The following is a 12,003-nucleotide window of genomic DNA, read 5'->3' as shown; positions in this document are numbered from 1 at the left end:
GACAGTTCTCGAAGAAATGTGTCCTCCTCGATCATCGGAAGGCATCTATTGGGTGTCCTTAATCGTCGTTCCACTTGGCATGGGATTTGCGACGGTCGAGGCAGCTTGAGAGGAGGGGTGGTTGCGTGGGAGAAGAGAGTGCAGCAACTGACCGCCAACCTGCGTGAAACCCGGACCAATTAAGTGTTGCGCCTCACCTAGTTCTGTATACAGTATCCAGGATTGGGAAGGCGCGGAGCCGCTGGGAGCTTGGCCGGGGCGGTCCGAAAATCGAAGCTGGCCAACAACGGGAGAGAGACATGAAATTGGCATTGATGAGAGAAAGCGCCATTGCGCTGGTTCTGGCGGCGTCGACCATTTGTGCGACCGTATCGGTCGCCAGCGCAGAGGTTGACCAGATCCGCATCGCTCAACAATACGGGCTCGGCTTTTTGCCTCTGATGATAATGAAGGCCAATAGCCTCTTCGAGAAGCATGCCAAGGAAGAAAATCTGAATTCAAAGGCGGAATGGCTGACGCTCGGTGGCCCGGCGGCGGCAAACGACGCTCTGCTCTCCGGCAATGTCGACGTCATCTCGAATGGTCCGCCCTCTTTCATCATCATGTGGGGCAGGACGCACAATACGCCTCTGTCGGTAAGCGGGATTGGTCCCGTGTCCATGCTGCCGATGTGGCTCAACACGAAGGACCCGAACGTCCATTCCCTTGAGGACTTCACCGACAAGGACCGCATTGCCGTCACGGCGGTGAAGACTTCCATTCCTGCCATCATCATGCAGATGTGGGCAGCTAAGAAGTGGGGTGAGGACAACTACGGCAAGCTTGATCCGCTCACGACGTCGCTTCCGCATCCCGACGGCATGGCCGCTTTGCTTTCAGGCACCGAGATCACCGCTCACTTCACCTCTCCGCCCTACCAGTATCTCGAAGTGAAGCACGAGGGCATTCATAGGGTCGCAACGTCTTATGAACTGATGGGGCAGCCGGCGACTTTCACGCTTCTATTCGGGAAGGATTCCTTCATCAAGGATAATCCCAAGACGGTTAAAGCACTTCGCGCGGCACTCAAGGACGCGCAAGACTTCATCAAGAAGAATCCGGAAGAAGCTGCCGATATATACATGAAGCTCGGCAGTGAAGGCGGTGTGACGAAACAGGATGTCCTCGATATTCTGAAGGATCCGGACGTCCAGTTCACCGATGCTCCGGCTGGCCTCATGGCATATGTCAAGTTCCTCGCGGGAGTCGGCACTATAAAAAACGTCCCGAAGGACTGGAAAGAACTCTTTGTGGAGGATGTGCATGGCCTCTCGGGAAACTAGGCCAGGCGTCGGCCCCGGCGCGTCGCTACTGAATGTCAATGGCGTCACTCTACGGTACAAGACGCCTGAGCATCTGGTGACGGCGACCTATCGGGTCAGCTTCGAGGTTTACGAGGCCGAGCGCTTCGTAATCCTCGGCCCTTCCGGCTGCGGGAAGTCGACGATGCTGAAAGCCATCGGCGGCTTTCTTCCTGCCGTCGAAGGCGAGATCCGGCTGCGCGACAAGGTCGTGCGCGCGCCCGGGCCCGACCGGATGATGGTCTTCCAGGAGTTCGAACAGCTCATGCCTTGGAAGACCGTTCTTCAGAACGTCACCTTCCCGATGAGGGTCACCAAGCGCTTCGGCAAGAAGGAAGCGAGGGAAAGAGCGCTGTCGGCCCTGGACAAGGTCAACCTTTCCAAGTTCGCGGACGTCTATCCGCACATGTTGTCCGGCGGCATGAAAATGCGTGTCGCGATCGCCCGCGCGATGGCAATGGAGCCGGAGGTGCTTTTGATGGACGAGCCCTTTGCGGCCCTCGACGCGTTGACGCGCCGCAAGATGCAGGAGGAACTCCTTGGCCTTTGGGAACAGCTGCGCTTCACGGTGCTGTTCGTGACCCATTCGATCGAGGAAGCCATCATCGTCGGTTCCCGCATCCTCGTGCTTTCTCCCCATCCGGGTCGGGTGAGGGCCGAACTGAATTCGAGCGCCACGCTTGACGGGCCAAGCCGCGACGCCTTGTCCGACCGCATCCATCACCTGCTCTTCGAGGAAGCGGTGGAACCTGAACCCGAGAAAGCGCTCGCATGATACAGGCCGTAGAAGCAGGCGGGCGGGTTCCCCCGGTACGCCCGGAAATAGATCAGGAGCCGGTGAACACCAGCGGCATCGGCGTCGTCGAGCGACCGCTCGGCATCGGCGAGCGTTTGATGGCCAGTGATGCTTTCCGTCGCGCCGTCATCCTCGTTGTTCTTGCCCTCCTGTGGGAAGGATACGCCCGCTTCATCCACAATCCGCTGCTCTTTCCGTCGTTTCTCGATACGATCTCCGCGTTCTGGACGGATCTGGCGAATGGCACGCTAATTCAGCGCACCTACACGTCTCTTCAGGTTCTGCTCCTCGGTTACGGGATCGGCCTCGTTGCCGCGGCGGTGTTCACGACATTGGCCGTTTCCACCAGGATCGGCACCGACATTCTCACGACCCTGACGGCGATGTTCAACCCGCTTCCCGCGATCGCGATGCTGCCTCTTGCATTGCTGTGGTTCGGTCTCGGCGTCTCTTCGATCGCCTTCGTTATCGTGCACTCCGTGTTGTGGGCCGTGTCGCTGAATATCCTTACCGGTTTCCGCTCGGTCCCGGAGACATTGCGTATGTCGGGACGAAACTACGGCCTGACCGGCATCCGTTACGTCACGAAGATCCTGATGCCCGCCGCCTTCCCCTCGATACTGGCCGGTTTGAAGATCGGCTGGGCCTTCGCATGGCGTACTTTGATCGCGGCGGAACTCGTCTTCGGCGTGTCGTCGCGTGCCGGCGGCCTGGGCTGGTACATTTTCGAAGCGCGTGCCGAACTCTACACCTCGAAGGTGTTCGCGGGTCTCCTGGCGGTGATCATCATCGGTCTGGTCGTCGAATCGGTGATCTTCAGGCTTATCGAGATCCGTACCGTTCAGCGATGGGGCATGCAGCGCTAGTGCGGTGATGCCATGAACCTGATGCACAAAACCACTCGGAAGAGATCGCCGATGAGCGGCAATGCGCGATATGTCGTCTCGTCGACAGGTGAATCGTTCGGCACTGAAGAAGCGATGTGGTGTGCGCCGGATGGAGCCCACCTCAACCTTTCGCCCGGCCAGGGTCTTGATCGTGCCTCCATCGTTCGGGACGACCGCTCCCTCTGGCGCTACCGCTCGGCGATCCGTGTGGACGCTGATAATCGCATCTCTCTCGGCGAAGGGTGGACGCCGCTCGTCCAACGTTCCTGGAACGGCTCCGAAATAGAGTTCAAGCTGGAATATCTGGCTCCGACCGGTTCCTTTAAGGATCGGGGCATGGCGGTCATGATCACCTACCTGCACAATGTGGGGCTCAAGGCGATCCTCGAAGATTCGTCCGGCAATGCCGGCGCCTCGATGTCGGCCTATTCGGCGGCGGCCGGTATTTCATGCCGGATCCTGGTTCCGGCGGCGGCGCCCAGGGGAAAGATCGTCCAGATTGCTTCGATGGGCGCAGATGTCTCGCTGGTGCCGGGCACGCGTCAGGATGTTGCGGACCAGGCGCTGAAAGAAGCGAAGAAAATATTCTACGCCAGTCACAACTGGCAGCCCTTCTTCCTCGAAGGCACGAAGACCCTGGCGTTCGAAATCTGGGAGCAACAGGGATTCAGCGTGCCGGACGCGGTTGTTGTTCCACTGGGCTACGGGAGCAACGTCCTCGGTCTCTGGCTCGGCTTCCACGAATTGATGAGCACCGGGGAGGTTGAAAGGCTGCCGCGCATCTATGCGGTGCAGGCCGCAAACTGCGCCCCTTTCGCCGCCGCCTTGCGACAAGGCGCGGATCATGCCGTACCGTTCACTCCGTCCCCGACCGTCGCCGATGGGATCGCCTCCGTCCACCCAGTCCGGGTCAAGGAGGTTCTCTCCGCGATATCCGAGAGCGGCGGCGCTCTGGTCACCGTCTCGGAGGAAGAAATCAAGGATGGGTTGCGAGGGCTTTTGTCGAACGGATTATTCGTCGAGCCGACCTCGGCGAGCGTCGGCGCGGCCTTGACGAAGCTGCAAGCCGGAGGAGCGCTTACGGCGGGCGAGCGTATCATCGCGGTCCTGACCGGCAGCGGGCTCAAGGCTGCGGACCGGATCGGCGAACTGGTCGGAAACGCCCAGGGAAACGACTAGATCGGAACGGGTAGACAGGGACATTGAAATGAACGTGCGAGCCACCACCGAAGCGGTCGATTTCGAAGAACTCAAAGGGATCAGCCGTCGTTTCTGCGAGGCGGTGGCCGGGATTCGGTACGAGGACATACCCGACGATGTGATCCTGACTGTGAAGCTGTTCATCATCGATACGCTGGGTGTGATCGGCGGCGCCGCGCGGGCACCAGGTATCGCTGAAATCGGAGCCCAGCTTTCCAGGTGGGAGAAGGATGGGTCGGCGACGAGCCTGGTGACGAAGAAACGCCTGTCGCCTCCTCACGCCGCGATGATCAATGGCGCGGCCGCGCATGGGCTCGATTTCGACGATATGCACGACTCGGCGCGCATCCATAGCTTCTGCGTCGTCTTGCCGGCCCTTCTTGCCGCCGCCGAAGACATCGGGAATGTCGACGGGCGGAAGTTTCTCCTCGCGCTGACTGTCGCGGCGGAGATGCACGCGCGGCTTGGCTTCACCTGCTACAATTCGCTTGGAAAAGGATGGCATCCGACGATGACGCTCGGCGTTCTCGCCGCCTCGCTCGGGATAGGCAGGCTCCTCGACCAGGATGCCGAAACCCTGCTGAACACTTTCGGTCTGGCCTCCCACCAGGCCTGCGGCAGCGCGCAGAGCATGCTGGACGGTGTGTTGAGCAAGCGGCTTGGTGCGGGCTTCGCCGCTCGCGGAGCGGTAACGGCCGCATTCCTCGCCACGGGCGGGATAACCGGGCCGTTCCAGCCGCTCGAAGGCAATGCCGGGCTCTTCAAACTGCAGGAGCGCGGCGAAGTGCGCCCCGACGAGTTGATGGAGGGGATGGGAAAGGAGTGGCGGACACGAGGCTACTCCTTCAAGCCCTATCCGTGCTGCCGCTGCAACCACACCAGCATCTCGCTTGCGATCCGGCTGCGCGAACAGGGATTGCGGCCGGAAAATGTGGAGGCGGTCGAGATAAGACTGCCACAGGTGAACTATCAGACCGTCGGCCAGCCATACGATGTGACACGGGATTCCATCGTCCATGCCCAGTTCAACGCCGCCTATAGCTTTGCCCGCGCATTGACCGACGGCCATGTGGATCTGCGCACCTACACAAGGCCGAACATAACGGATCCCGACGTCGCGGCGCTGGCCGCCCGTATCGTGGTCAAGCCCGATCCGAATGAATCTCCCACCGCAATGGGGCCGTCCCATATCGCGGTGAAGCTCAAGGACGGATCGGCTACTGAAATCCATGAAACCATGACGCCCGGCAGCCCTGAATTGCCGATGACCGAGGAAGAGGTCTTCGCGAAGTTCCGATTGTGCATGGATTTTGGCCTGGGTCTGAGCGCCGAACAGGTGGAGCCCGTCATCCAGACCATCCTGCGTCTGGAAGAACTCGGCGACATCCGGGAACTGGTTGCGCTGATGCCGTCGGCCGACCTCTGATCTTCAACTTCGGCGCATCGAGATCGGCGCCGGACCAACACGCAAGGGAGACTTAAGAATGTACGGATGGCGAGGAAGGATCGGCCTGCTTGTTCCATCGATCAACACGACGATGGAGACTGAATTCTGGGGCATCGCGCCCAAGGGTGTTTCCGTGCACACAGCCCGTATCGCCGGCGGTCGCCATGGGACACCGGAGGAACTGCGCAACATGGAAAAGGAAGCCCGCGCGGCGGCCTCGCGCGTGGCCAATGTCGAGCCTGACGTGGTGGTCTATGGATGCACTTCCGGCAGCTTCTTCGAGGGGCCGGCATGGAACAAGATGATCTGCGACGAACTGACGAAGATCACCGGTGCTCCGACCGTCACCACGGCGGGCGGCATGGCGGAATGCCTCACGCGCAACGGTCATCGCAGGGTCGACGTCGTCACGCCCTATGTCGACCTGACCAATGAGCGCCTCAAGCAGTTCCTGCGGGAGCATGATGTCGAAGTCGGAAAGCTAGGGACCTTCGACATGCTCGACATGTTCAACCACGCCAAGATCCAGCCGGAGGAAATCTACGCGAAGGTGAAGGAAGCGGCGACCAAGGAATCCACGGCCGTGTTCGTCGCCTGCACGCAACTGCGGGCGCTGGAAGTTCTGGACCTGCTCGAGCGGGATCTGGGCAAGCCCGTCTATTCCGCCGTCCAGGCTTCGGCGTGGCTGACCTACGAGGCGCTTGGGATCGATCCGGAGATCACCAATTGCGGCAGCCTTCTTCGCTCGCTGAGCGACAGGCCCCAGACTGGAGCCAGAACACTCCGTAAGAGCGCGTAGAACGGACAATCGGCCGGGGCGATATGTCCCCGGCCACTTTATCGGGCTTCTAGCGAAAAGTCCAGGATAACTGATTGAATCCATTGGCCTACCGGCCATTCGGACTGATGGGGTCACATAGGTGTCGGCGGCTTGTCGCTGCCCAAATTCAGGTATGCACCGTCGAAGCCAGCGAACCTCTTCAGGCGCTCGACGTTATGAACGAAGACCTTGCCGCCCTTTACGGTCACCAGGTTGGCTTCACGAAGTTCCCTAAGGCTCCGGTTGACATGGATCGAAGTGAGGCCGAGCGTATCCCCGAGGTCCTGCTGCGTGAGCGGCAACTCATAGGTGCTGCTTTCGACGAATCCGACGCGCTCCAGTCGAACCATCAACTCGCACAAGAGATGCGCCAGGCGCTCATCGGACTTGCGTAGAGCCAAATTGACGATCCACTCACGCAACACCACTTCGACAGCGAGGGACTGCCACCACAATGCCTTTGCGACCGCGTGATGCTCCTCGATGACAGAGAGAAGGGCTTGCGGCCGCATGTCGGCAACTATGCAATCCGTGAGGGCGACGATGTCATAGTCCATCCGCCGTGCGATAAAGACGTTGAGGCCCGCAACATCGCCGGGAAGTAGATATCCAAATATCTGCCGATCCCCGGATGACAAAACCCGAGAGCGACAAAGAAACCCGTTTAGTATGACGTGAACGGTATTGGATACGTCGCCTTCACGGAGGAGATAAGAGCGGCGCTGCACTGGCCTTTTATTCACAATAAGCGCATCGAGAGCGGCCTTCTCCTCGGCGCTAAACTGCACGAACCGTTCAAGCTTGGTTCTAAGAGCGTTATGCATAGGGCGAAATGGTAATGCGGGAGTTTTGCGCTTGTGGTAACAAGTCCGTGATCATTCCCCGTCTGCCCAAGTCACCCTCCGGACTATCTTCATTTTAACCAGTCGGCGCACCTTCACGCGCTCCCTATCCATCCCCGTCAATGACACATAAGCGGCCTCGGCGGACAACGTAGCGGCACTTCTGGCACCGCATGGCTGCCGCCAAGTCGCCCGTGCCCGACATCCCCGAACGACATCAACGACGATCTTGAACACAACGACATGCAGGGCATCGAAAGAGGCCTTCAAGGCATCGTGTTTTCCAGCCGAATCCCGGAAATATGAATGAATCGCTCGCCCCTTTTTGAGGAGAGGCACTAAGTCAATAGGTGTAAATGGCAATTATTCTAGAATCGTTGGCAAGCGGATAACATAATATACTTCTAATATTTATATAGTGTGCGCAGAAGCACAAGAGGCGTCGGTATGCGCAGGAGCGTATTCGTCTTGTGTTGCTTGGTCGCAATTGCGCAGCCGCTTCGTGCGGCCGAGCAGATTGGTGTGACGGTCGATGCGAGATTGCGTGTGGTGTCAGCCGGTCAGGGTGGCGGCAAGCTGCTCGTAACGTCGGCTCCGGTGTTTCGAAACGATCGACTCATCGCGAACGCCAGCGGCCTTGCTCAGATCAGGCTCGCTGATGACACCAAGCTCGTGGTGGGACCTTACTCGAACATCATACTCGACAAGTTCGTATTCTCGGGCGTGTCAACTGCGAAAAGCGTTTCTGTCGCCCTGGCTAAAGGGGCGTTCCGGTTCATAAGCGGGCACAGCGGTTCGCAAGCCTACTCGATCAATACGCCGGTCGGTACCATCGGTGTGAGGGGCACGGCTTTCGATGTTAGCTATCGTAACGGCGCGGCAAGTGTTCTTCTTCTGCGTGGTCAGGTGAGGGTATGCCCGCGAAATGGTAAGTGCGAGATGGTGCGCTCTCCATGCCAGTACGTAACCTTCAACAGCCGCGGTTTTCTGCGGAGAGGCAGTGTGGCCGGTTTGACGGAGCAACGGCGGAACCTGTTTCCCCTTCTCTCCCGATCAAGGGACATCCTTCCTTCGTTCAAAGGCAATTCGGCCGGCTGCAACAGTTCAACTCCGGACCCAGGCCTGGAGCGCACAGACCGAAGCTTCGCTCCTCCGGCGCCCGGACAACCGGTCGCACCGGCACCGAGCAATCCCGGTAACATGCGAGGCAATCCCGGCAACACCAAAGGCGTCGGAAACGCGGGTCAAAATCCAAGCGGACGGGGGTTTGGGAATCCAGGACGTGGGCGCAGCGATGCCGGCATCAACGGTCTCGCAGCTTCGGTCGCGGGCGGCTTTTCGGTGGGCAGCACTTCTGTCGGAGCATCGTCCGGTTCAGGTGGGCACGGTGGCGGCGGGGGAGCCAATGGAAATGGCAATGGCGGCGGCAACGGCGCAAGCGCAAGCGGCGGGAACGGTAACGGCGCTGGAAACGGCAATGGTAATGGCGGCGGAAACGGTAATGGCAATGGCGGAGGAAACGGCAACGGTTCAGGAAAATGAGGCAATCGAGGTGGTTGCCTTGTCAGCAGATTGATCCTCTTCGCCTCTTGTCAAACCAACGGGTCGAACGAACTATTCGGTTCACGGCTCGGTCAGTGGCCGTTTCCGTCCGCCATGAGATTTCTCGATCGCGCCATCGTTTTTTCCGTCCTTTGGAAATCCTTCCTGGCCATGTTCGAGAGGCAGAAATTCTCTGCACCTCGTGCATCCAACCCGCTGCCATGGCTCGAGTCGTGGCGGGGCGGATTCGACCTGGATTGGTACGAGTCCGTACCGTCTTAGGTCGGACACAACAAGGATCGGACGCTTATGGATTTGGCTGCGTCAGTGTAGCGTTGAGGAAACCAGAGGAATGACACACACAATCATTTTCACGGCTTTGACTGCGAGCTTTACGATGGGGTTCCTGCTCGGGGATGGCCGTGCGGTACGCCGCTTCAATGCCGTGCTGGATGAACACATTCGGGACTTAGAAAAGGAAATTTTGAAGGCGGATCAGCCGCAAGCTGTCGAGCCCGATGATATCCAGGAGTGTAGCACGGTGCACTGAGATCTGCTGACGCGTTCGAAAGATGGGTTTTCAGTGCCAGGCACCAGCGGCCCGGCCGACTTCCACAACCGCCATGACAACCGTGGCCGCCGTCGCCAACGTCGCCAGCCACCGCTCGTAACCGGCGAGCTTTTTCTCGGTGACAAGCTTTCGCCCTTCCCAATAGAGCTCATTGGTGGCGGGTTCTATGCCCAGCAAAGCGAGACCTTCGAGGCTTATCGACTGCACGCCGGTCGGCCAGTCTGCTGGCGGAGTTTCCGTAGAGTATCTGTGCGCCCTGGTGTGCTCCCAGTCGTCGGCCATGATCTTCATTCTCCTCGAAATTAGATGGTGACGCACGGCGTACGCCGTCCAATCGCGTTAGCAAAGCCGGAGCGCGTGAGACGCATTGCCATCCAGGGCCAAGGATTGCCGAAGGGATACCCGGAAAGCGGCAAGGATTGAGCGGGGCAACGAAATATGTCGATTGTTGCCCAAATGAAAAACCGCCCGAAGGCGGTTTGCGTAAATCTCGTTAAGTACTTGGAAAAATTGGCTCCCCGGGACGGATTCGAACCATCGACCAACCGGTTAACAGCCGGTTGCTCTACCGCTGAGCTACCGGGGAACTCTGTGCAGGCGCGCAGCGTATAGCAAACCAGATCGGGCATTGCAAAGGCACAATGCGTAATTTTGCAGCGCAGTAAACGAAAGGCGATGAACGCTGGTTTTCAAGGCTTTCGTATCCCATATGGTGCGTCCTGAGCTTGTTTCCCAGCCAAGGACGCCACGCCGATCATGACCGATGCGAAAGATCGTCACGCAACACGAAGCCCCGAGGGGGGTCGGGCGATCCATCTATTGGGCAGGACCATCCGCCTGCCTCGTTCCCGGGCGCTTCGGATCGCCATCGGCGTCGTGCTAGTGATTCTCGGTATCTTCGGATTTCTGCCGATCCTGGGCTTCTGGATGATCCCGCTTGGCCTGCTCGTTCTGTCCTACGAGTTTGCGACGGTGAGACGCTGGCGTCGGAAGCTGGAGGTGAGCTGGGGCCGGTGGCGCAACGGAAGAGCTTGATGGCGGAGCGAGCCCGCCATCCTCATCAGAGGGTTTAGCGATAAGGGGAGGGCGTCTAGTCCAGGCGCCGGCAACGCGGGTCCCACCGATCGAATGTCACGCTCACGCGCTCACCCTCGGAGCGACCGCGAACCTCGATGCTGCGGCGTCCCATACGCTCGATGCGAGCGCGGTGGATGCCCATCCTTCGTGCTTTCTCGATCGCGCGTTCAGGAGAACATTCTCCGCGCTCTTCGCGACGGTCTCGCCGGTAATCGTCACGGTCACGACAGCGCTCGTATCGTGGATCGCAATCGTCGCGCATAATGATCCTGGGACCCTGGTTACCCAGATGAAGTTCCATATCCTGAGCGGACGCTGAACCTAAGGGAATACTTACAAGAGCAAGAGCGAACGCAAAGGCGGTTGACGACAGCACTACTCGCATTGCCAGAACTCCGTTGAGCCCCTGAGCCATAACGCGGCGATGGCCCCACGGTTCAAATCAGTTTCGGTTGCCGACAAGATACAATCGGTGAGAGGCGGGCTTCCACGCTTCCAGCCCGGTAATCCGCCCGACCCATTTTCAGGAGCGCAGAGCTGTCTGCTACGGCAAATCGTAGGTCGTGACGATCGGCACGGTGCCATATTCGGCACGTATGGTCGCTCGTTGAAGCGCTTGGCGTCTCGTGGTGATCGAAAGACCTCTCGCCCCTGCCAGGAATGATCCTGAAGCTCGGTACTCACCGCATTCGGGGCAATCGAAATGCTGATAATCGCCATATGTTAGCGTCTTCAGTCTGGCCGGCTTTCTGCAGATCGCGCACGGAATCTTAGCTTTCGCCATGGCTCCTCTCCTTCTCCCAGATGAAGGTAGTCAGACGGAGCGTCGAGTGGCAAGTATCATCCTCGCAACGCCGAGGCCGAACGGTACCGTGCTCTCTATCGCGACCTCGCTGGTGCGGCCCGCACGGCATCTGCAAGCAGGCATTCCCTCGGGACGTGTCGAGACAAGCTGCAAGGGCTGCCACGACACGCTGATCCAGCGTGACGAGGCGAGAGGCTACGTCATCGGGTGCGACGAGGCGGGCAGGCCATTGGCGCCGGACCGCCTCTGGAACCGGACGTGATTACATTTCGTCGTTGTACGGTTCCTGGCTAGGCGGGCCGAGCCATGGCGTCTCCGTTCTATTTGGAGCGGGTCGTGGGGGACGGCGCCTCGTCTGTCTGCGATGAGGTCGACCGGGCTGTCTTCGCGGCAAGAGCCGCCTCTAGTGCTTCAAGCGCGTGGGGAGAAGCCGGCGTCGTCGAGACCACGGCGATAGCGTGGGCGAGCCCCGTCATGCTTTTGTCCTTTGCCGCGGTGGAGGTTGCCAGGCCATGGCCGGCATGACCCATGCCTGCTCCTACTCCGGCCCCGTTCCCGCCACCATTGCCGGCGCCATTACCGTTTCCGCCTCCATTCCCGCCGCCATTGCCATTTCCACCGCCGTTACCATTTCCGCCACCGTTGCCTCCTCCCGCCGCAAGGGCTGAAGCTATCA

General features: G+C 59.5%; 13 protein-coding genes and 1 tRNA gene. 11 read left to right on the top strand and 3 right to left on the bottom strand.

Annotated elements, in window-relative coordinates; genetic code table 11:
* Positions 1–299: 299 nt before the first annotated feature.
* The 6 genes from RBH77_RS17215 to RBH77_RS17190 are packed head-to-tail and all read left to right on the top strand — an operon-like array spanning position 300 to position 6,469.
* On the top strand, positions 300–1,322 hold the full coding sequence (locus RBH77_RS17215) for an ABC transporter substrate-binding protein (protein WP_311028807.1): 1,023 nt from the start codon (positions 300–302) through the stop codon (positions 1,320–1,322).
* Positions 1,303–2,115, top strand: a complete 813-nt coding sequence (locus RBH77_RS17210; RefSeq protein WP_311028806.1) for an ABC transporter ATP-binding protein — start codon at positions 1,303–1,305, stop codon at positions 2,113–2,115. The genes RBH77_RS17215 and RBH77_RS17210 overlap by 20 nt, the downstream gene beginning before the upstream one ends.
* The gene (locus tag RBH77_RS17205) at positions 2,112–3,002 is read left to right on the top strand and encodes an ABC transporter permease (protein WP_311028805.1); all 891 of its coding nucleotides are present in this window, start codon (positions 2,112–2,114) and stop codon (positions 3,000–3,002) included. The genes RBH77_RS17210 and RBH77_RS17205 overlap by 4 nt, the downstream gene beginning before the upstream one ends.
* Before the next feature lie 51 nt (positions 3,003–3,053).
* Positions 3,054–4,202 (top strand): threonine synthase, encoded by a 1,149-nt coding sequence (locus RBH77_RS17200; RefSeq protein ID WP_311028804.1) that lies wholly within the window; start codon positions 3,054–3,056, stop codon positions 4,200–4,202.
* Positions 4,203–4,230: 28 nt separating this feature from the next.
* Positions 4,231–5,649 carry an MmgE/PrpD family protein gene (locus tag RBH77_RS17195; protein WP_311028803.1) on the top strand — a complete coding sequence of 473 codons (1,419 nt, stop codon included), beginning with the start codon at positions 4,231–4,233 and terminating at the stop codon, positions 5,647–5,649.
* A gap of 58 nt (positions 5,650–5,707) precedes the next feature.
* Entirely contained in the window at positions 5,708–6,469 is a 762-nt protein-coding gene (locus RBH77_RS17190; protein WP_311028802.1) for a maleate cis-trans isomerase family protein, read from the top strand.
* 113 nt (positions 6,470–6,582) lie between these two features.
* Here RBH77_RS17190 and RBH77_RS17185 read toward each other — a convergent pair whose 3' ends face one another.
* A complete protein-coding gene (locus tag RBH77_RS17185; RefSeq protein WP_311028801.1) occupies positions 6,583–7,278 on the bottom strand; it encodes a Crp/Fnr family transcriptional regulator in 696 nt (231 codons plus the stop codon).
* 501 nt (positions 7,279–7,779) lie between these two features.
* Between RBH77_RS17185 and RBH77_RS17180 the strand changes: the two genes are divergently transcribed.
* Positions 7,780–8,874 (top strand): FecR family protein, encoded by a 1,095-nt coding sequence (locus tag RBH77_RS17180; RefSeq protein WP_311028800.1) that lies wholly within the window; start codon positions 7,780–7,782, stop codon positions 8,872–8,874.
* A 352-nt stretch (positions 8,875–9,226) separates the two neighbouring features.
* Positions 9,227–9,424: a hypothetical protein gene (locus RBH77_RS17175; protein WP_311028799.1), complete on the top strand. Its 198-nt coding sequence runs from the start codon at positions 9,227–9,229 to the stop codon at positions 9,422–9,424.
* Positions 9,425–9,454: 30 nt separating this feature from the next.
* On the opposite strand, the gene RBH77_RS17170 is transcribed toward RBH77_RS17175, so the two are convergent.
* Both RBH77_RS17170 and RBH77_RS17165 read right to left on the bottom strand, forming a co-directional pair.
* Positions 9,455–9,727: a hypothetical protein gene (locus RBH77_RS17170; protein WP_311028798.1), complete on the bottom strand. Its 273-nt coding sequence runs from the start codon at positions 9,725–9,727 to the stop codon at positions 9,455–9,457.
* Positions 9,728–9,956: 229 nt separating this feature from the next.
* Positions 9,957–10,031: transfer RNA gene (locus tag RBH77_RS17165), tRNA-Asn, on the bottom strand.
* Between the two features lie 170 nt (positions 10,032–10,201).
* On the opposite strand from RBH77_RS17165, the gene RBH77_RS17160 reads away from it, so the two are divergent.
* The 3 genes from RBH77_RS17160 (at position 10,202) to RBH77_RS17150 (ending at position 11,995) form a co-directional block, all read left to right on the top strand.
* Positions 10,202–10,480 carry a PGPGW domain-containing protein gene (locus tag RBH77_RS17160; RefSeq protein ID WP_311028797.1) on the top strand — a complete coding sequence of 93 codons (279 nt, stop codon included), beginning with the start codon at positions 10,202–10,204 and terminating at the stop codon, positions 10,478–10,480.
* A gap of 872 nt (positions 10,481–11,352) precedes the next feature.
* On the top strand, positions 11,353–11,589 hold the full coding sequence (locus RBH77_RS17155; protein WP_311028796.1) for a hypothetical protein: 237 nt from the start codon (positions 11,353–11,355) through the stop codon (positions 11,587–11,589).
* A gap of 250 nt (positions 11,590–11,839) precedes the next feature.
* Positions 11,840–11,995: a hypothetical protein gene (locus RBH77_RS17150; protein WP_311028795.1), complete on the top strand. Its 156-nt coding sequence runs from the start codon at positions 11,840–11,842 to the stop codon at positions 11,993–11,995.
* Positions 11,996–12,003: the final 8 nt, after the last annotated feature.

The sequence above is a fragment of the Mesorhizobium koreense genome (assembly GCF_031656215.1).
GTDB classification, from domain to species: Bacteria; Pseudomonadota; Alphaproteobacteria; order Rhizobiales; family Rhizobiaceae; genus Mesorhizobium_L; species Mesorhizobium_L koreense.
The sequence above is the reverse complement of the archived record's forward strand: the minus strand, read 5'-3'. Positions and strand labels throughout refer to the sequence as shown.